The sequence below is a fragment of the Marinobacter lipolyticus genome (assembly GCF_018424605.1).
Lineage (GTDB): Bacteria > Pseudomonadota > Gammaproteobacteria > Pseudomonadales > Oleiphilaceae > Marinobacter > Marinobacter lipolyticus_B.
The window spans coordinates 301,201-320,925 of sequence record NZ_QTKT01000001.1; the positions used below are offsets into that span (position 1 = coordinate 301,201).

Consider the following 19,725-nt stretch of genomic DNA (forward strand, 5'->3'; position numbering starts at 1 on the left):
AGCGCCCGGGAGTCACAGCCAGATCATTGCGCCCATCTCCAGTGGGTGGGTCAGCCCCTGATGGTAGGGGTACACGCGTATCCGCAGTGACTGCAATCCGGGGTAAGGCGGCAGAATGCGGGCGGAATAGATGGTTGTTCCGGGTTGCGCGCCCTTATCCGCTTCTTCGTGGCTTAACAGGAAGCGATCGGGGCCAGGGCAATCGTGGCTCCCGGTGCATTCCGGCGTCACCAGGCACTCCACGCGCACATCGTCCGGTTGCAGGCCATTCAGGTGCACCTCCACCGAGAGCGGAATTTCTTCGTTGTGCAGACACTGGGCGGTAACGCACTGATGCACCGACAGGGTGACGCCCGGCCAATCCTGGCGAACCCGCCGCTTCCATTTCGCCAGCTCCGTTGCCAGCCGGTAGCCATTGGCCGCGAGCTTGTCGCCCTGAACCGTTGCGGGATGATAAAAGCGCTCCACGTAGTCCATGACCATACGTTGGCTGTTAAACAGCGGGGTGATGGATTTCATTGACGCTTTGGACCGCTGCACCCAACCTTTCGAATAGCCCTGGGAAGCGCGGTTGTAGTACAGGGGAATCACTTCATACTCGATCAGATCCAGCAGGTCCCGGGATTCCTCACGGTTGCGGAATTCCGCATCAAGTTCGGTGCTGCGCGGGTTGATGGCCCAGCCGTTTTTGCCGTTGTAGCCTTCCCCCCACCAGCCATCCAGCACGCTCAGGTTGAGCGCACCATTGAGGGCGGCTTTCTCACCGGAGGTGCCGCTGGCTTCCTTGGGGTATTCGGGGGTATTCAGCCAGACATCCACCCCGCTCAGCAGGCGGCGCGCCATGGCCTGGTCGTAATCTTCCAGAAGAATCACGTGCCCCATCAGCGCCGGTTGCATGGCCAGATCGTGGATAACCCGAATCAACTGTTGCCCCGGCTTGTCTTTCGGGTGCGCCTTGCCGGCAAATACCAGAACCACCGGGCGGTCAGGGTCGGTCAGCAGCCGCTCCAGCCGGTCGAGGTCCGAGAAAATCAGGGTGGCCCGCTTGTAGGTGGCGAATCGGCGGGCAAAACCGATGACCATGGTGTCTTTTTCCGGGGAAACCAGTTGGCGGCTCATGCGTTCGGTCACCGAATGGCCGGTGCCGTTGCGCCGGTGCTGCCGCCTGAGACAGCGCACAATGTAGTCACCCATCTGCTGCTTCAGCGCCTTATGCACACTCCAGTAATGGTAATCCGGAATCTTGTCGACGAACTCCCAGAATGCCGGGTTCCGCAATTCGCTTTTCCAGGTCGGCGCCTGGATGTCGAACAGGCTGGACCATTCCGGCGCCAGGAAGGTCGGCACGTGGACGCCATTGGTGATGTAACCGAGGGGGTTGTCCCAGGGCGGCACCTGCGGCCAGATTTCGCCTTCCATTTCGGAGGCAACGCCGCCGTGGATGCGACTGACCCCATTGTGGAAACGGGAGCCCCGCAAGCCCAGGCTGGTCATGTTGAAGGAGTCGCCAGAGGTTTTGGACCCCAGCTGGAAAACCGCCTCGAAATCCAGTCCGGATTCGCTGAGGTAAGTGCCCAGGTTGTGGTGGACCAGCTCGCGGGAAAAAATATCGTGGCCTGCCGGTACCGGCGTGTGGGTAGTGAACAGTGTAGAGCCCGCGTTGAGCTCCAGCGCTGCTTCGAAATCCATTCCTTCCGCCATCGACCGACGACAGCGCTCGAGAATGAGAAACGCGGCGTGGCCCTCGTTGATGTGCCAGACGCTGGGTTTCAGACCGAGCGCCGCCAGCGTCCGCACGCCGCCGATTCCCAGCAGCATTTCCTGGCTGATACGGGTGGTCTCGTCGCCGCCGTAGAGTTGCAGCGTCAGCTCCCGGTCCTCGGCGCTGTTTTCCTCCACATGGGTGTCCAGAAGATACAGCCGTATGTGGCCCACCCGCGCTTCCCACACCATGGCGTGAACCGTACGCCCGGGGAAGGGCACGGAGACCGTCAGCGGGGCGCCGTCCTGTTCCACCAGTGAAATTGGCAGTTCGTCACTGAAATGGGATTGGTAGCGCGCGATCTGCTGGCCTTTGGCGTCAATGGTCTGGATAAAATAGCCCTGCTGGTAAAGCAGCCCCACCGCGACGAAGGGCAAGCCCAGGTCACTGGCGGCTTTGCAATGATCACCGGCGAGTATGCCGAGCCCGCCCGAGTAAATCGGAAAGCTCTCGTGAAAACCGAATTCCGCGCAGAAGTAGGCGACCAGCGTGGCCTCGGGATCCAGCAGGCTGGTTACTTCCGGCCCCGGCTCTGCTTCAAGGTAGGCATCGTAACTGCTGAGAATGCGGCGATACTCGGCCAGGAATGCGCGATCCTCAGCCGCGGCATCCAGCTGATCCTGGGCCACCCGTCGCAGAAACAGCTTGGGGTTATGAGCCACTTTCTGCCAGAGCCGGAGATCGATGCGCGCGAACAGACTGCGCACCCCGTGATCCCAGCTGTAAAACAAATCGTTGGCCAGCTCATCCAGACGGCCCAGCGCATCGTGTATGCTGGGCCGTGCTTCCAGTTTGAATACCGTGGCATTGCGCATCTTCATTGCCTCCCACAGACCGTTCCCAGTTAGTCGTCGGTAATGCTCTGGCGCGCTGCCAGAATCTGACGGTAGATATCAATGTATGCCCTGGCGCGGGTCTGCCATGAGTAGTCGCCGGCCATGCCGTTGCGCTGCAATTGCCGCCAGGCTTTGGTGCGGTTGAACGCCGCAAGAGCCCGATCGAGTGCCGCAGACAGCTTGCCAGGTTCCGGTTTATCAAAGGTAAACCCGTTGGCGCGGTTCATGCCGGTGGTGTCGGGGTCAAACACCGTATCCTTCAAGCCCCCAACTCCATGAACCACCGGGATGGTGCCGTATCTCAGGCTGTACATCTGGTTGAGGCCACAAGGTTCAAAGCGCGACGGCATGATAAAAATATCCGCCCCCGCAGTGATTCGGTGGGCAAGGGCTTCGTCGTAGCCGAGAGTGACCGAAAGGCGCCCCGGATACTGTTCCGCCAGCTCCAGCGCGGCTTCCTCATACTCGTGCATCCCGGAACCCAGCAACACGGCCTGGCAGCCCCGGTCCAGAAAGTCGGGCAGAACACTGAGCAGCAGATCGATGCCTTTCTGTTCCACCATCCGCCCGATGAAACCTAGCAGCGGGCCCTCGGCTGAACCGCCAAGCCCCGCCTGTTTTTGCAGGTCGGCGCGGCAGAGCCGTTTGTTGGGCAAATCGTCCGGGCCGTAGTGGTGGATCAGGTACGGATCCGATTCCGGATCCCATTGGCGGGTGTCAATGCCGTTGAGAATCCCGGTCAGAAATGGTGAGCGGTGGCGCAGCAAACCATCCAGCCCACAGCCGAGCGGGGGCTGGAGGATCTCCTCGGCGTAGCCGGGGCTGACGGTGGTGAGATGGTCGCTGAACACCAGCCCGCCTTTGATAAACGACAGCTGGCCATGGAATTCCAGCCGGTCGTACCGCCACAGGGAATCCGGCAACCCAAGGGCCCGGAACGCCTCGTGAGAAAACAGGCCCTGATAGGCCAGGTTGTGAATGGTGAACACCGTGGCGGGGCGTTTCTGACAGCTGTCCATCAGCACCGGCACCAGCCCGGTTTGCCAGTCGTTGCAGTGCACCACGTCGGGCACCCAATTCAGCCCGGCCTGGCCCAATGCCATCATTGCCGCCACGCGGGCGAACAGATGGTACCGGTGGGCGTTGTCCCACCAGTCACCGCCGTCTTCATTCTGGTAAGGGTTCCCGGGGCGATCGAATAGTGGCCCACATTCCACCAGCCACAACGCCACCGCCGAGTCCGGCAGCCGGGTTTGCCATAGGGTTACCGGATAGAAGCCAATACGCAATTGCGCCTTGCGCCGGGTTCCGGCGGATTTCGCGGCGGCCAACGCTGCGGGGTATCCGGGAAGCAGTATATGGACGTCGTGGTCCTGGCGGCATAAGGCTTCCGGCAGGCTTGCCGACACATCCGCCAGGCCCCCGGTCTTGATCACCGGGTACACTTCACTGGTCACGAACAGCACCCGGATCATGGCGCAAGCCCCATCACTACCGCACCCAGTGGAGGCAGGGTGAGGGCAATCGAGTGGGATCTGCCCATCCAGGGCCGGTCCTCGGCCGTCAGCGCCAGTGGATTGCCCAGGTTGCTGCCACCGTAGTAGAGGGAGTCAGAGTTCAGTTTTTCCTGCCAGACGCCGCCGTGGGGCAGGCCAATGCGATAATCAAACCGCGGTACCGGGGTAAAATTGATCACAATGACCAGCGATTGCTCGCCGTCCGTTCTGAGGAAGCTGATAACCGATTGGGTGGAATCGTGACAGTCGATCCAGTCAAAGCCGTTGGACCGATAGTTGATCCGGTGCAGGGCAGGCTGGTTGCGCAAAAGCTGATTCAGATCCCTCACCAGATGCTGCAGGCCCCGGTGCGATTCCTGTTCCAGCAAGCCCCAGTCCAGTTCCCGTTTTTCACTCCACTCCCGTCGCTGGCCGAATTCACCCCCCATGAACAACAGTTTGGCGCCGGGGTAGGTGAAGAGGTAGGTGAACAGGAGCCGCAGATTGGCCCGTTGCTGCCAGTCATCACCGGGCATCTTGTTCAGCAGGCTGGCCTTCTCATGCACCACTTCGTCGTGGGACAACGGCAACAGAAAACTTTCGTTGAAGGCATAGAGTACGCCGAACGTCAGCCTGTCATGATGGTACTGGCGGTACACCGGGTCCTGCCTGAGATAGTCCAGCGTGTCGTGCATCCAGCCCATGTTCCACTTGAGGCAGAAATCCAGCCCGCCGACGGTGGCCGGCCGGGTGACCTGGGGCCAGGACGTGGACTCTTCTGCGATAATGAGGCTGCCGGGATACCGTTCCCGGCACACCTGGTTCAGCTCTCGCAGAAATTCGATGGCTTCCAGGTTTTCGTGGCCGCCGTGAACGTTCGGCACCCATTTGCCTTCATCGCGGGAGTAATTGAGATACAGCATGGAGGCCACCGCATCCACACGCAGGCCGTCGATGTGAAAGGTATCGAGCCAGAACAACGCGCTGCCGATCAGGAAATTGCGCACTTCGTGCCGGCCGTAGTTATAGATCAGCGTTCCCCAATCCTGGTGTTCGCCTTTGCGGGGGTCTTCGTGTTCGTACAAAGCGGAACCGTCAAATCGCGCCAGGGCGTGCTCGTCCCGGGGAAAGTGGCCCGGCACCCAGTCGAGCAAAACGCCAATGTTGTTGCGGTGGCAACAATCCACGAAATAACGGAAATCATCGGGGCTGCCAAAACGACTGGTCGGTGCAAAATAGCCGGTGGTCTGATAACCCCAGGATTCGTCCAACGGGTGCTCGGTGACCGGCAGCAGCTCTATGTGGGTGAACCCCAGATCGCAGACATAGGGCACCAGTTGCTCTGCCAGTTCGCGGTAGTTCAGCCAGCGTCCGGAGCCGTGAAGCCGCCAGGAGCCTGCGTGAACCTCGTAGATCGACAGTGGTTGCTCGCGCCAGTTCCAGCGACTGCGCCGGGTCAGCCAGTCGCCATCCCCCCAACTGAAATGACCCCGCTGGGTAACCACAGCGGCCGTCGCCGGGCGGGGCTCGAAAGCCTGCCCGTAGGGATCGGTTTTGATCGTGCGTTCGCCACTGGCGGTGGTAATGGCGTACTTATACAGCGTACCGGTGGCCAGCCCCGGTACGAAGCGCTCCCACACGCCGCTTTCCTCGCGCCGGTGCATGGGCAGTGCGTCCACTTGCCAGTCGTTGAAATCTCCAACCACACTGACCGACGCCGCCGAAGGCGCCCACACCGCGAAACGTACGCCTTCCCGGCCATGGTGATGGCAAAGGTGGGCACCGAGCACGTTGTAGATGTGCCAGTGCTTACCCTGCCCGAAGAGGTGCAGGTCAAACTCACTCAAGCTTGGGCTTTCCATAGTCCGACTTACGTTCCGACAAGTTGGCATCGCGATCCTGGTTCATTGGACGCCAATCAGGGTGATCAAATACTGACCCATGACAAGTTTACGTCATCCGGTCAGTGCTAGTGTTCTATTATTAAGGGACACGTCAAAATATAGTCGATTCTTTTCCCGTGGTTCGTTGGGAGAGGCAGAAGGCCGTTCTGGTTTTCAGGGAAGCCGCTATGCAAACCGCCAAACGTTTTGTAAGCCGACTAACGCGCCATACCCTGGCACTGGTGCTTGCCGGGGGAAGGGGATCGCGTCTTTACGACCTCACCAGATGGCGGGCGAAACCTGCTGTTCCGTTCGGTGGAAAATTCCGCATCATCGATTTCCCGCTGTCCAACTGCATCAACTCGGGCATTAATCAGGTGGGGGTAATCACCCAGTACAAATCCCATTCGCTGATGCGCCATATACAGCGAGGCTGGGGGTTTCTGCGGGCGGAGATGGGTGAGTTCGTCGAGCTGTTACCGGCGCAGCAGCGAATCGAGACGTCCTGGTATGAAGGCACCGCAGACGCCGTACTGCAGAATCTCGACATCATCCGCAGCCATGCCCCTGAATACGTGCTGATCCTGGCGGGTGACCACGTTTACAAGATGGACTACGGCACCATGCTCGCTTACCACGTGGAGAACGATGCAGACGTGACCGTGGGCTGCATTGAGGTGCCCCTCGAGGACGCCACGGGATTTGGCGTAATGTCGGTCAACGACGAGCTGCGAATCACCGAATTCATAGAAAAACCGGCACACCCCAAGCCCATGCCTGACCGCCCGGGCAAGGCCCTGGCCTCCATGGGCATTTATGTCTTCAGCACCCGGGTGTTATTTGAGGAATTGCTTAGGGATCAGGATCTTGCCTCTGACTCCTCTCATGATTTCGGAAAAGACATCATCCCGCACATCATTTCGCGGCTGCGGGTCCTGGCGTTTCCGTTCCGCAATCCTCACACCAATCGACCTGCCTATTGGCGGGATGTCGGTACCGTGGATTCGCTGTGGCAGGCCAACCTGGAGCTGATCGGCATCAGCCCGGAACTGAACCTGTACGACCCGCAATGGCCCATCTGGACCTACCAGGAACAACAGCCACCGGCAAAGTTCGTGTTTGATGATGATGAACGCCGCGGTATGGCGGTGGATTCCATGCTGGCGGGCGGCTGTATTGTCTCCGGCGCGCTGGTGCGCCACTCCCTGCTGTTTTCCCAGGTGCGGGTGCATTCCTACAGCAAGGTCGCGGATGCGGTGATCTTTCCCGACGTGGAGATAGGGCGCCATTGCGAGATTCGCCGAGCGATTATTGACCGTGGCTGCCGCATACCGGATGGCACCAAAATCGGCGTGAACGCCGACGACGACCGGGAACGGTTCTACGTTTCTCCCAAAGGCATTGTTCTGGTGACACCCTCGATGCTCGGGCAGGATTACCCCCATGGCCTCTGATAAACGCACCCCCGTGGTGTTCTGCTGGCACATGCACCAACCCGGCTACCGGGATCTGAAAACCGGCGCCTTCCTGTTTCCCTGGGTCTACCTGCATGCCCTCAAGGATTACAGCGACATGGCAGCACACCTGGAAGCGCACCCCGGCGCCAAAGCGGTGGTGAACTTTGCGCCGGTGTTGCTGGAACAGATCGAGATCTATCTGGTGGATATCGAACGCTGGCGCCACGGCGCCGGTGAGATCGGTGATCCACTGCTCGCTGCGCTGGTGACGGAGCAGCTCCCGGAGCCGGGATCGCCGGGTTTTCTCGACCTCATGGACAAATGCCTGCGGGCCAACGAGGAGCGCATTATTCAGCGTTTTCCTGCCTATAACCGACTGTCTCAGCTTGCTGAGTTCTACAGTTCGAGGCCGGAAATGCAGCGATACATCGCATCCGCGTTGCTTTCGGATCTGCTGGTCTGGTACCACCTGGGGTGGATGGGTGAGACCATCCGCCGTAGCAACGCCTGCGTTCAGGCACTTCAGGAAAAAGCCCAGGGATTCAGCCTTGATGATCGCATGGCTCTGATGAACGTGATCTTCGAAACACTCTCCGGTATCGGTCCGCGGTACCGCCACCTGGCGCAAAATGGCCAGGTGGAGCTTTCGGTGAGCCCTTGTACCCACGCCATGGTGCCCTTGTTGATTGATCTTGCAAGCGCACGGGAATCGATGCCCGATATCGCCTTGCCACAACATTCCAGCTACCCCGATGGCGCAACCCGCGCCCGCTGGCAACTGGAACAAGCCAGGGAGATCTTCGTTCGCTTTTTTGGCATCCAGCCGACCGGCTGCTGGTCCTCCGAGGGCGGGCTTAGCCAGCAAACGCTCAACCAGCTGGAGCAGGCCGGCTTCCAGTGGACCGCCAGCGGCGATTCGGTCCTCCATAACAGCCTGGCGCGGGCCACCGAAAGCGGCCAGGCGCCGAAAGACGGCTCGATTCATCAGCCCTACCGCTTCGGCGACGCCAACATCACCGTCTACTTTCGCGACGACGGGTTATCGGACCTGATTGGCTTTACCTACGCCGACTGGCACGCCGAGGATGCAGTCGGCGACCTTGTGCATCACATGGAAACCATTGCCTCCCATGCGGGCGCCCACGCCAACCGGGTGATCTCCGTGATCCTCGATGGGGAAAATGCCTGGGAGTACTATCCGGAGAACGCCTTTCATTTCCTCGATGAACTGTATCAGGTGCTGGAGCAGCATCCGCGCCTGGCTTTGACCACCTATCGTGACCTGCTGGCCCATAACGCGAGCCCGCCCCAGGAGCTGCCTGCCATCGTGGCGGGTAGCTGGATCTACGGCACCTTCTCAACCTGGATCGGGGATCCGGACAAGAACCGCGCGTGGGATCTGCTGTGCGAGGCGAAGCTGCACTTCGACCGGGCGATGGACAACGGTTCGCTGACGGCAGAGCAGAAAGCGGCAGCCACCCATCAACTGGCATTGTGTGAAGGCTCCGACTGGTTCTGGTGGTTCGGCGATTACAATCCGGCTCAGGTGGTGAATGATTTCGAGCACCTGTACCGACGCCACCTGGTCAACCTGTATGAGATGATCGGTTACCCCGCGCCACCGTCTGTGTTCCAGAAACTCAGCCAGGGTTCCGGTGCCCCGGCCCGGGGCGGCGCCATGCGCCCGGGCCATGACGCGGACACTGCGACATGACCCAGGCCCACTCCCGGCCAGGCGTTCTTTCCCGTCGCCGAGCGGGGGTGCTGCTGCACCCGACCTGCCTGCCTTCGGAACACGGCGTTCTGGGGCGCAGCGGGCGTCGGTTTCTGGATTTCATGGCCGAAGCCGGGCTGTCGGTGTGGCAAACGTTGCCCCTGGGGCCGACCCACGCCGATCTATCGCCTTATCAGTCGTTGTCTGCCCACGCTGGCAATCAGGATCTTATCGACCTTGAGGAGCTGTTATACGCCGGCCTTGTGTTCGAAAACGAGCTGGTCAGCAATGGCGACCAGCTTCGCCGTCAGACGCTTTTTGAGAGGGCCTGTGAGCGCTTTTTCAGTGGCACCGAGGACCGGTTTCAGGGCCCTACACTGGCTGAATTCGAAGCCTTCCGCCTCGCCAATGAATCCTGGCTCGGGGATTACTGCCTGTTCTGCGCCATTCGTGAAGAGTACCCGGGGTGCAACTGGCTGTCCTGGCCTGCGGAATTGCGGGATCGCGATGCAACCGTGCTGGACCAGTTTTCCAGCGCTCATGCCGCCAGCCTGCGCCGGCTTCAGTTCGAACAGTTTCTGTTCGACCACCAATGGCAACGGTTGCGTGAATACGCCCATCAACGTGGGATTGTGCTGTTCGGTGATATCCCTATTTTCGTGGCCCACGACAGCGCAGATGTCTGGGCCTCGCCCGATCTGTTCAAACTGGATCAGAAAGGGGAGCCGCTGTTCGTCGCCGGGGTGCCACCGGATTATTTCTCTCCCGACGGCCAGCATTGGGGCAATCCCGTCTACGACTGGGGGGTCATGGCCGAAGACAATTACCAATGGTGGATGTCCCGGCTGGACACACAACGGCGTTGTTTCGATCTGATCCGGATTGACCACTTTCGCGGGCTTCACGCCTACTGGGAAATTCCCGCGGCGAACCCGGCGCCGATCAACGGTTACTGGGTGCCGGGCCCGGGCGCGGCGTTTCTCGACGCCTGCTTTCAGCGTTTTCCGGATTTGCCGCTGGTGGCCGAGAACCTCGGCATCATTGGTGACGAGGTCGAAGCGCTTCGCCACCGTTACCGGTTACCGGGCATGACCGTGCTTCAGTTCGGCTTCGACGGCAGTTCCGCCAACCCCCATCTGAGCCATAACCACCGGCGACGGGATCTGGTGTATTCCGGTACCCACGACAACGACACCACACTCGGCTGGTACCAGAGCCTGGATGACCATACCCGCGCCTACGTGGATGCGTATTTCGGCCATTCCAGCGACCCCATGCCGTGGCCGGTTATTCGCACGGCGTTCCAGTCGGTTAGTCAGCTGGCGATGATTCCCTTGCAGGATTTTCTTGGTCTCGATAGCCGTGGGCGTTTCAACACGCCCGGAACCACCGTTGAGAACTGGTGCTGGAAACTAAATTGGCAGCAATGCCCAACGGGCCTTGCAGAGCGCATTCGCGACCTGACCCGGCTCTATGGAAGGCTTCCCTGATGGGGGATATGTCATCTACTGACACCCGGTTCATGACGATGGATTGCAGGTGGTTAATAGTTGACCTGAATCAAGAGCGTTCGGAAACCAATGGGGCTATGATCTGCCCAATATTTGTTCAATCTTTACTCAATCTTTACCCACCCGGGTGGCAGATCAGGAAGCAGGGGAGATCCCATGGAACACAGGCTCAGCAAACGTATTTTCGGCAAGTTAGGACTATTGGTGTACAAGCGGGGCCTGCCTGTTGCGACCGGGCAGATCCGCGATGCCAGCAAGCGCGGCCTGTTCATCGCAACGGATTACACCGACCTTCAACTGAATCAGACCGTGGAACTCGAATTCCGCTTTCCCGATCGGAAGGAGAACGCATTCCGTCGTCTCAAGGCCCACGTGGTTCGTAAATGCGATAACGGGCTGGGTGTGGATTTCGAAGGTGTGGATAACGACGCTTTCACCATCTCGTCATTGCTGTCGTGGCTGCAGAAGCACAATTACGTTGTGACCCATTTTCCGCCAGTCCGGCAACACTCTTATCGCTGAAAGAGTGACGACCACTGAAAAGGACCTGTTGCCCGCAGCGATTACTTGACCAGGGGGACAAAGATCATGGAACGACTCAGAGACAAAGTGGCAATTGTGACTGGCGGCGCTGTCGGCATTGGCAGGGCGGCAGCGACGCGAATGGCGGAGGAGGGCGCCGCCGTGGCGATTTTCGACTGCCAGGACCAGGAAGGGGAGGCGCTGGCCTCTGAACTGGTGAAACGCGGTCTGAAAGCCCATTACTGGCACTGTGACGTCGGGTTTGAAGCCTCGGTCCGCAGCGCGGCAGACAGTGTTAAGGGCCATTTCGGCCACATACACGTGCTGGTCAACAACGCCGGTATCTCCGGAACCAATAAACCGACCCACGAACTCACTGAGGAAGAGTGGGACCAGGTTCAGAGGGTCAACGTCAAAGGCGTGTTCTTTTGTACCAAGCACGTCATTCCTTACCTCAAGGCTTCAGGGAACGGCAGCATCATCAATCTCTCGTCCATTTATGGCCTGGTCGGCGCGCCCGATGTACCGCCATATCACGCCTCCAAGGGCGCCGTTCGGCTGATGACCAAAACCGATGCCCTGATCTACGCTGCCGACCGGATTCGCGTTAACTCCATTCATCCTGGTTTCATATGGACCCCGATGGTTGAGCACCACCTGCAGACCACCGGCATGGACCTGGAAGAAGCCAAGCAGGCCACGGCGGCGCTGCACCCGGTTGGCCACATGGGCGAGCCGGATGATATAGCCTGGGCCATCGTTTACCTGGCGTCTGATGAAGCAAAATTTGTCACCGGCTCAGAGCTGGTGGTTGATGGCGGCTACACCGCACGCTGATTCCTGAACGTTGAGAACGGGACAACCATGCCAGCATCTGCCGGGCTTTACCTGCACCGGAGGTTACCGGAGGAACTGCGTGGGCTGGCCGGGCTTGCGCTCGACCTTCGCTGGACCTGGCACCATGGCAGTGACGTGCTCTGGCGAACCATTGACGAGGAATGCTGGGATGCCACACACAACGCCTGGCTGGTGCTGAACAGCGTATCCGGCAACGACCTGACCCGGCTGGCTGCCGATCCTGACTTCATCGCTCTGTTGACCGAGCAGCTGGCCGCTTATGACCAGTTCTGCAACGCCGCCACCTGGTTCGGGGAGGCCTACCCGGACACACTCACCAACTCGGTGGCGTATTTCTGTATGGAATACGGAATGGCGGAATGTCTGCCGCTGTATTCCGGCGGCCTGGGAGTGCTCGCCGGAGACACCCTGAAGGCGTCGAGTGATCTCGGCGTGCCGCTGATTGCGGTTGGACTGCTGTACCAGCAAGGCTATTTTCGGCAGGAAATCGATGCCGACGGTGAGCAGCTTGAATTCTATCCCTACAACGACCCCACAATGCTTCCGTTGATGCCGCTGCGCGACGACCAGGAAGAGTGGGTGCGGGTGGCTGTGGAATTACCCGGCCGTTCGGTGCGATTGCGGGTGTGGAGCGCCCTCATCGGCCGATGTCGTCTGTTGCTTCTGGACAGCAATGACCCCCGCAATGAACCGAAAGACCGCGGCATCACCAGCGAGCTGTACAGTGGCGACCCGGAGAAACGCCTGCAGCAGGAACTGGTGCTGGGGCTCGGTGGGTGGCGGTTGCTGCAACGTATGGGCATGCAACCGTCGGTGGTCCACATTAACGAAGGCCACTGTGCCTTTGTTTTACTGGAACGCCTCCTGGCACTGAGCGCGGCCACCGGGATCAGCTTCGAGGCCGCACGCCTGGCTACCCGGGCGGGCAATCTGTTCACCACCCACACCTCCGTTGCCTCGGGCTTCGACCGGTTTCCGGTGAAACTGCTCAGCCTGTATCTCGCGGATTACCTTAAAGCCGCCAGCGTGGACTGGGGAACCTTTCTTCAATTGGGGCAGCCAGAGGGCGAGCACACCGACCATTTCAACATGAGCTATCTGGCCGTTCGCCTGAGCAGCCGCATGAACGCCGTAAGCCGAATTCACCGCGATGTCTCCCGTCACATATTCAGCGGGCTATTTCCCCGGTGGCCGCTGAATGACATACCCGTCGAATACGTCACCAATGGCGTGCACACCCCAAGTTGGGATTCACCGGACGCGGACGCGCTCTGGACCGAGGCCTGCGGCAAGGACCGCTGGCGCGGTACGCTTGATGACACATCGATTCCGTTCAGCGCCATCAGCGACGAGCGACTCTGGCAGATGCGCCGCACCCAGCGCCGCCGTTTGATTCACTTTCTGCGCAAGCGCCTTCACGGCCAGCACTGTGAGCACGGCAACGGGACCAACGTGGAGGCGGCCTGTGGACTGCTTCTGGACAGTGAAGCGCTGACACTGGGGTTTGCCCGCCGCTTTACCGATTACAAAAGGCCCGACCTGTTGCTGAAGGATGAGCAGCGTCTGATCCGTTTGCTGACGGATCGTGATCGGCCATTACAGATCGTGTTGGCCGGCAAGGCGCACCCGAAGGACATCGCCGGAAAGGCGATCATCCGGCGCTGGAAGCAGTTCATCAGGCACGCGGATTTACAGGGCCGAGTGGTGTTCATTAATGACTACGATCTGGGGCTTGCCGCGGAACTGGTCCAGGGTGTGGATGTATGGCTCAATACCCCGCGCCATCCCTGGGAAGCCTGTGGCACCAGCGGTATGAAGGTGCTGGTCAATGGCGGTCTCAATCTGTCCCAGTTTGACGGCTGGTGGGCCGAAGCCTGGCGCCCCGAGGTGGGCTGGGCAATACGGCAGGATGCCACACTCGCCCACCTGAGCAGCACGCCGGAATACGACGGGGAGGATGCGCTGGAACTGTACGAGCTGCTTGAGCGGGCGGTGATACCGCTGTACTACGACTGCGATCATGGTGGACTGCCGCGAAAGTGGCTGGCAATGATCCGGGCAAGCATGGAAACGCTGACCCCGCTGTATTCGGCCAATCGAATGATGAGGGAGTACACCGAACGGTTCTATATTCCGATGGAGAAACGCCAACAAGAACGCGCCCCGGCGGTGGCTCAGACTTTGGCGCTCCAACAGCAGAGTATCCGCGAACACTGGCCACTGCTGCGGTTTGGTCCGATGGAGTGCGAAGAGCAGGGGGCCGGCCTGGAGGTGCGCGTTCAGGTCTATCTGGATGGGCTGGAGCCATCGTTATTGAGGCTGGAGTTGGTGGCAGAGAGGTCTGAGAGTGACGACCGGGTGGTGATCCAGATGCAATGTGAAGGGGCTCTGGCCGAGTCACCCCGGACGTTCATTTTTCGCTGTCGGGCGCCGCTGCGCGCGCCGGAAGATTACACCCCGCGGCTGGTGCTGGGCGACCAACGGATGAACCTGCCCATTGAGGAGCCCCGAATTCTCTGGCGCTCCTGAACGGCTCAGCTGCGCCAGAACCCCGGCGACAACACGATCACCACGCTGAGTATTTCCAACCGCCCCATCAGCATGCCAACGGCCAGAATCCACTTGGCCGCCTCCGGCAACGACTGGAAGGTTCCGGCCGGACCAATGATGGCGCCAAGCCCCGGACCTACGTTGGTCAGGGCGGTCAAAGCGCCAGACAGGCTGGTTATGAAATCCAGCTGCAGTGCCGCCAGGGCGACGGTGATAATCAACAGGCAAAGCAAGAAGATAAACGTGTAGGCAATCATCGAGGAAATGATCTCGTCGCTGACCGCTCGCCCGTTGTAATTCCGGGTCAGCACCGCGCGCGGGTGCAACAACCGCATCAGCTGCTCACGGAGCACGATCAACGACAACTGGAAGCGGAAAATCTTCATGCCGCCGGCGGTCGACCCTGAACAGCCGCCGACGAACATCAGGAAGAAAAACAGCACGAACGCCAGCGGACCCCAGGCCGAATAATCCTCAGACGCATACCCGGTGGTGGTAACGACAGACGTGACGTTGAACAGCGTCACGACATACCCGTGCAGCGGATCAAAGTCGCCGGTGGAAACATACCAGCGGTACAGTGTCAGCAATGCCGGGATCACCAGAAGGATGGTCACGAATAGCCGCACCTGCTGATCCCGGAACAGGACACCATGCTGCCCGTGCATCTCGCGAACGAACAGGAAGAACGGCATGCTGCCAATCATCATGAACAGGCTGGCCTGAAGCAGGATCAGATCAGAATCGAACTTGCCCATTGAGGAATCGGAGGTGGAAAAACCGCCCGTGGCAATGCTGGTGAGCCCGTGATTGAAGGCATCAAACAGCGACATGCCTGACATCCAGTAGGTGAGCACTGCGACGATCGAGAAAAAAACGTACACCACCAGCAGCCCGCGACTCAGGGTTTTCATTCTGGGCAGGGCTTTGTCTGTCCATTCCGAGGACTCAGTGGCAAACAGTCGCATACCACCCACCCGCAGGAAAGGCAGAACGGCAACGAACATGCCGATAATCCCGATACCGCCAATCCACTGAAGGATAGAGCGCCAGAGCAGCAGGTCCGGATCCATGGTGTCCAGGCCCGTCATCACCGTTGCGCCGGTGGTGGTAATGCCGGAGGTGCCTTCAAAAAAGGCGTCCACCATCGAGATGCCATTATCACTCAGGTAGAAGGGGAGAGCCGAGAGCAGGGCAATGAGGAACCAGCTCGAGACCGTCAGCACAAACATGAAGCGGGGTTTCAGATCCCGCGGCTGACGGTAGGTGGCGACAATGCCCAGCACACCGAGGCCACAGACGATGGCGGCCGATTCCGCAAAGGCCTGGGCGTTGGGCGCTACAGAACCTGCTAGAAGAAAGACAGGTAACGTCATGAATATGCTCAGCAGCACAAACATCACGCTCATTATAAAGATGACAGGATTAAGGTTTCTCAAAGGGCGCTCAAACCGGCTGAACAGAGAGACGGCGTCAGAATACATGCGGCCCCGGGGTTTCGCAAGGCAACCGGGGTGGGTCCGTGACGGGTTACCGGGGGATTAAATCGTTGTAAATATCAGGTAAATCGGGATCCGGGCTCTGGATTAAATCGTTGGCGTGGTGCAGTTTGATAAAACAAACCGTAATAACCAGCGAAGGAGTATCAAGGAATATGAACACGTCACGTTCACTGGTATTGGGACTTGCGGCACTTGCCGGCGGCATCGCATCCACCCAGGTGGTTGCTGATGACATGTACAAATCCGGGGTAGGCGGGCTATACGGCGGCCTGAACTACACCTTTTTCAACCTGGAGGAAGGCTCCGCCGATGCTGACGTGGGTGCCATATCCGGTAAGGTCGGCGCCCTTGCCACGCCTTATTTTGGCGTGGAGGCCCGTGCCGGTTTTGGCGTTGATGACGACCGCGTGGGCGGCATCGACTATTCGGTGGATAACTTCTTCGGCGGGTACGCCACCCTGAATCTTGCCAATGAAAGCCCGGCGACGCCCTACGTGATTTTCGGCTTCAGCCGCCTGGAGCTTGAGGCGGAAGGGCCGTTTGCCACACGCAGCGACGACGAATCGGACTTCTCCTACGGTGTCGGCGTTAACATCGAAATGGCGCCGCAGATTTCCGGTAATCTGGAATACATGCGTTACTATGACAAGGACGATGTGACGATCGACGGTATTGGCGTCGGCGCCACCTTCCATTTCTGATCAGGCGCAACCCTCCGGCTATGACAGGAGCGTTGTTGCTGCCATAGCCGGACAACGCGGAGATCCATTGAATCACCTCGCGCATCTTTTTCTCGCCCCGGACGTGCCGCAGATCCGTATCGGCAGTCTGATGGGGGACTTTGCCAGGGGGCTCGACATCCAGACACTGCCGGCCGACGTAAGAGCGGGAATCCTTCACCATCGGGCCGTGGACACCTACACCGATGCGCACCCCGAAGTGCTCGCCAGCAAACAGCTGTTTTCCCCCCAACGACGCCGATTCGCCGGCATCGCTCTGGACATGCTTTACGATCACTATCTGTTAAGGCACTGGCAACACTACAGTAACGTCGACCCCGCTACCTTTATCAACCAGATGTATCGTGAATTCCAGAATCACGAACACCTGATGCAGGTGCGCATGCGCGACGTGACCCGCAGAATGGCGGAACATGACTGGTTCACCGCCTATACTGATCTCGACAGTCTGGGCCTTGCTCTGAACCGCGTGGCCGAGCGTATACGATTCAGGCACCGATTTTATGACATCATCGACGAGATAAAAGAGCACGATCGGGAACTGGAACACCGGTTCCTGCGCTTTTTTCCAGAACTGATGACTTATTCAGGAGGAAACGAATGAAGCTTATCGCTGGACTGACCCTGGCAGCAGTACTGAGCTCAGCCATGCCCGTCATGGCCGAAGAAGACGCCAAGACCAAAGCAGAGCGACCGCCGGAATCCCTGGGCTTTGTGGAATGGGTGGTCCTCCAGGACACCGGGCTGCGGCTGAAGGCCCGACTGGACACCGGCGCCAAGACTTCATCACTCCACGCGGTGAATATCGAACCCTTCGAGAAGGGAGACGAGACATGGGTAAGCTTTCAGGTGCCCCTGGCTGATCACCGCGATCAGGAAGCCGGCAAAAACGGACCAGCTCCGGAGGACGTCACCCTGGAGTTTGAACGGCCAGTCGAGCGTACGGTGAAGATCAAACGTAAAGGAGCGGAATCACAGCGCCGCTACGTAATCCGCATGGAATTCTGCATAGCAGGTTCGACCCACGAAACCGAATTCTCGCTGACCGACCGGGGCAGGTTCTCCTATCCGGCGCTGTTGGGGCGGCGTTTCATGAGCGATGACAATATCCTCGTGACTTCCTCCGAGAGTTTCCTTGCCGAGAAAGAATGCGAGCATCAGTCCCTTGAGGATTTGGCGGAAAGCGAACACAACACCACGCCAGTGGATTGATCGGCAACCCGATATGCTGCGTTACGGGAGGTTGAGTCGGCGTTTCTGGTCTAGACTTCCCGTGACTGCTTCTCTGATACCGAGGGGCCCATTTCAACGCTTAACCGTCGGAGGTCAACATGCCTGGAACCGGCTTTCGTTTTGCGCCCCTCAGCCTGACCGCACTTTTGGTGGCCGGTTGTAGTGGCTTAACTTCCGAGCCTCAGCTGACCGCGGATCCCTGTGCAGATCTGCACGCCCTCATTGCGGAATACCCCAACCGGTTCGCGGATCTTCGCGGCAGCCGATCCGATTTCCGAAGCGTCACCCTTTACCGCGCAAAAATGGACATCGTCAAAGGCCATTGCGAGGTGTGGGAGTGGGCCGGCGGCGATAGCGCTTACGTTTGCTCTGTCAACGCGCCGGACGCCGAAGTGGCTGAACAACGGTACGAGAGAACCGTCGACTATGTCGGCAACTGCCTGGGCGCTGATTGGAAAGAGGAAGCATCCGATCGCGTTCGCGACGGCCAGGTGGCCGGTGTGGTTACCCGATATAGAAATCCGGCCTACGGTTCGCTGGTGATCTCCGTCCATAATGTATCCATCGCCGGAGCGGCACGGGCGTTGCGTTCCAACTACCTGTTCATCGGGGGGGCTGACAGGTCTGGCGAGATCTGATCGGGGGCCTGCCGGCACGGCCCCGTGTCGTCGTGCCATTCAACGAGTATGCGTTCAAGGAGTCTGGCCGCGATGGGAGAACTGTTTTCGCTCAGTGCTGCCTGGATGATCTGTTGATATCGACCATTATCCCGAATCGCCTGAAAGCCCCGATTGAAGGTAGCTTTATACTGGCGAGCCTGCTCAGATTCCTGATCGAACACCAGATGATAGAACGCGCTTCGCAGTGGCCTGGGGTGAAAGCTCAGACGTGAAGCGTAACTATTCAATTGGGTGCTTAGCATGGCCTCGCCGACCACCGGATCCATCGGAAACAGATCGATACGCCCCATTAACAGCTTGTAGAAGTTCGCCAGATCGGACGTGGTAACGTCAGCGCTGACAACACCGTCGTTAATAAGCCCTTTGAGAGTCTGTCCGTAGCTGTAATCCTGGGTTAGCCCGATGGTCTTACCATCGAGGTCCGATAATTCGCTCCATTCGAAGGGATCCCGGGCGCGGTGGTAGAAAACGTACTGGTAGGGCAGGATGGGAACAGAGTAGATGAAACGCTGACTCCGGGCCTCGGTGCAAGACCATACCGCCGACGCATCGTAACGCTGGGCTTCAACCATAGCCAACGCCCTGGACCATGGCAGGAACGAAAACTCGACATCCACACCTTCATGGGCGAAGGCCGCGCGTATGATTTCCGCGACGAAGCCCTGATCCGCATCCCCCTCATCGAGATAAGGCGGCCAGTGGCCGGTCGTGATCTCTACCGTTGCGCTGTTGGCGGCTACTGCCCCCGGATAAGCCAGGAAGCATAGCAGCGCAAAAACGAAAAACCCGGGTTTCGGCATTGTCGGCGCCCCCTGGCCTCACTACTGAAGCTCAATATAGACATTGCCGGTGCATCTTACACCGTTGCACGGCGGCATCCCGAAAATTTTTGCATTCTTTTAACACTTCAATAATCACTGTATATTTCATAGACTTGCAACACGTCGGCTTTCCAACCGAACCGTTACTTCAAGACCATTT

15 protein-coding genes are annotated in these 19,725 nt (G+C 59.2%); 10 read left to right on the forward strand and 5 right to left on the reverse strand.

The annotated features are described in order from the left end of the window. Positions 1 to 12 precede the first annotated feature (12 nt). The 3 genes from glgP (DYI22_RS01380) to glgB are packed head-to-tail and all read right to left on the reverse strand — an operon-like array spanning position 13 to position 5,941. The gene (glgP, locus tag DYI22_RS01380; protein ID WP_228300729.1) at positions 13 to 2,583 is read right to left on the reverse strand and encodes an alpha-glucan family phosphorylase; all 2,571 of its coding nucleotides are present in this window, start codon (positions 2,581 to 2,583) and stop codon (positions 13 to 15) included. Positions 2,584 to 2,606: 23 nt separating this feature from the next. Beyond that, positions 2,607 to 4,073: a glycogen synthase GlgA gene (glgA, locus tag DYI22_RS01385; RefSeq protein WP_213476238.1), complete on the reverse strand. Its 1,467-nt coding sequence runs from the start codon at positions 4,071 to 4,073 to the stop codon at positions 2,607 to 2,609. Continuing rightward, the gene (glgB, locus tag DYI22_RS01390; protein WP_266099155.1) at positions 4,070 to 5,941 is read right to left on the reverse strand and encodes a 1,4-alpha-glucan branching protein GlgB; all 1,872 of its coding nucleotides are present in this window, start codon (positions 5,939 to 5,941) and stop codon (positions 4,070 to 4,072) included. The genes glgA and glgB overlap by 4 nt, the downstream gene beginning before the upstream one ends. Positions 5,942 to 6,165: 224 nt before the next feature. Here glgB and glgC point away from each other — a divergent pair, with 224 nt between their 5' ends. The 6 genes from glgC (at position 6,166) to glgP (DYI22_RS01420) (ending at position 14,568) form a co-directional block, all read left to right on the forward strand. Then, positions 6,166 to 7,431, forward strand: coding sequence for a glucose-1-phosphate adenylyltransferase (gene glgC, locus DYI22_RS01395; protein WP_213476240.1), 1,266 nt, complete (start codon positions 6,166 to 6,168; stop codon positions 7,429 to 7,431). After that, positions 7,421 to 9,148 (forward strand): glycoside hydrolase family 57 protein, encoded by a 1,728-nt coding sequence (locus DYI22_RS01400; RefSeq protein WP_213476241.1) that lies wholly within the window; start codon positions 7,421 to 7,423, stop codon positions 9,146 to 9,148. The genes glgC and DYI22_RS01400 overlap by 11 nt, the downstream gene beginning before the upstream one ends. Then, the gene (gene malQ / locus DYI22_RS01405; protein WP_213476242.1) at positions 9,145 to 10,638 is read left to right on the forward strand and encodes a 4-alpha-glucanotransferase; all 1,494 of its coding nucleotides are present in this window, start codon (positions 9,145 to 9,147) and stop codon (positions 10,636 to 10,638) included. The genes DYI22_RS01400 and malQ overlap by 4 nt, the downstream gene beginning before the upstream one ends. A 177-nt stretch (positions 10,639 to 10,815) precedes the next feature. Then, complete coding sequence (locus DYI22_RS01410; protein ID WP_213476243.1) at positions 10,816 to 11,181, forward strand: PilZ domain-containing protein; 366 nt, start codon at positions 10,816 to 10,818, stop codon at positions 11,179 to 11,181. 66 nt (positions 11,182 to 11,247) lie between these two features. After that, a complete protein-coding gene (locus DYI22_RS01415) occupies positions 11,248 to 12,018 on the forward strand; it encodes an SDR family NAD(P)-dependent oxidoreductase (RefSeq protein WP_213476244.1) in 771 nt (256 codons plus the stop codon). Positions 12,019 to 12,045: 27 nt separating this feature from the next. After that, on the forward strand, positions 12,046 to 14,568 hold the full coding sequence (gene glgP, locus DYI22_RS01420) for an alpha-glucan family phosphorylase (RefSeq protein ID WP_213476245.1): 2,523 nt from the start codon (positions 12,046 to 12,048) through the stop codon (positions 14,566 to 14,568). Between the two features lie 5 nt (positions 14,569 to 14,573). Here the strand turns inward: glgP (DYI22_RS01420) and DYI22_RS01425 are convergent, their stop codons facing one another. Beyond that, complete coding sequence (locus DYI22_RS01425; RefSeq protein ID WP_213476426.1) at positions 14,574 to 15,989, reverse strand: TrkH family potassium uptake protein; 1,416 nt, start codon at positions 15,987 to 15,989, stop codon at positions 14,574 to 14,576. A gap of 254 nt (positions 15,990 to 16,243) precedes the next feature. Between DYI22_RS01425 and DYI22_RS01430 the strand changes: the two genes are divergently transcribed. The 4 genes from DYI22_RS01430 to DYI22_RS01445 all read left to right on the forward strand — a co-directional run bounded on the left by DYI22_RS01430 (position 16,244) and on the right by DYI22_RS01445 (position 18,702). Beyond that, complete coding sequence (locus DYI22_RS01430; protein ID WP_213476246.1) at positions 16,244 to 16,792, forward strand: porin family protein; 549 nt, start codon at positions 16,244 to 16,246, stop codon at positions 16,790 to 16,792. 67 nt (positions 16,793 to 16,859) lie between these two features. Continuing rightward, entirely contained in the window at positions 16,860 to 17,435 is a 576-nt protein-coding gene (locus DYI22_RS01435) for an ACP phosphodiesterase (RefSeq protein WP_213476247.1), read from the forward strand. Then, on the forward strand, positions 17,432 to 18,043 hold the full coding sequence (locus DYI22_RS01440; protein WP_213476248.1) for an ATP-dependent zinc protease: 612 nt from the start codon (positions 17,432 to 17,434) through the stop codon (positions 18,041 to 18,043). Before DYI22_RS01435 ends, DYI22_RS01440 begins: the two co-directional genes overlap by 4 nt. Before the next feature lie 119 nt (positions 18,044 to 18,162). After that, positions 18,163 to 18,702: a hypothetical protein gene (locus DYI22_RS01445; RefSeq protein ID WP_213476249.1), complete on the forward strand. Its 540-nt coding sequence runs from the start codon at positions 18,163 to 18,165 to the stop codon at positions 18,700 to 18,702. Here the strand turns inward: DYI22_RS01445 and DYI22_RS01450 are convergent. After that, a complete protein-coding gene (locus DYI22_RS01450; RefSeq protein ID WP_213476250.1) occupies positions 18,660 to 19,544 on the reverse strand; it encodes a substrate-binding periplasmic protein in 885 nt (294 codons plus the stop codon). The two genes, DYI22_RS01445 and DYI22_RS01450, sit on opposite strands and share 43 nt — an antisense overlap. Positions 19,545 to 19,725 lie beyond the last annotated feature (181 nt).

Bases quoted from the DNA above. Each gene is read 5' to 3' on its own strand.
- glgP (WP_228300729.1), bottom strand. From the start codon at position 2,583: ATGAAGATGCGCAATGCCACGGTATTCAAACTGGAAGCACGGCCCAGC.
- glgA (WP_213476238.1), bottom strand. From the start codon at position 4,073: ATGATCCGGGTGCTGTTCGTGACCAGTGAAGTGTACCCGGTGATCAAG.
- glgC (WP_213476240.1), top strand. From the start codon at position 6,166: ATGCAAACCGCCAAACGTTTTGTAAGCCGACTAACGCGCCATACCCTG.
- DYI22_RS01400 (WP_213476241.1), top strand. From the start codon at position 7,421: ATGGCCTCTGATAAACGCACCCCCGTGGTGTTCTGCTGGCACATGCAC.
- malQ (WP_213476242.1), top strand. From the start codon at position 9,145: ATGACCCAGGCCCACTCCCGGCCAGGCGTTCTTTCCCGTCGCCGAGCG.
- DYI22_RS01410 (WP_213476243.1), top strand. From the start codon at position 10,816: ATGGAACACAGGCTCAGCAAACGTATTTTCGGCAAGTTAGGACTATTG.
- DYI22_RS01415 (WP_213476244.1), top strand. From the start codon at position 11,248: ATGGAACGACTCAGAGACAAAGTGGCAATTGTGACTGGCGGCGCTGTC.
- glgP (WP_213476245.1), top strand. From the start codon at position 12,046: ATGCCAGCATCTGCCGGGCTTTACCTGCACCGGAGGTTACCGGAGGAA.
- DYI22_RS01425 (WP_213476426.1), bottom strand. From the start codon at position 15,989: ATGTTTGTGCTGCTGAGCATATTCATGACGTTACCTGTCTTTCTTCTA.
- DYI22_RS01430 (WP_213476246.1), top strand. From the start codon at position 16,244: ATGAACACGTCACGTTCACTGGTATTGGGACTTGCGGCACTTGCCGGC.
- DYI22_RS01440 (WP_213476248.1), top strand. From the start codon at position 17,432: ATGAAGCTTATCGCTGGACTGACCCTGGCAGCAGTACTGAGCTCAGCC.
- DYI22_RS01445 (WP_213476249.1), top strand. From the start codon at position 18,163: ATGCCTGGAACCGGCTTTCGTTTTGCGCCCCTCAGCCTGACCGCACTT.
- DYI22_RS01450 (WP_213476250.1), bottom strand. From the start codon at position 19,544: ATGCCGAAACCCGGGTTTTTCGTTTTTGCGCTGCTATGCTTCCTGGCT.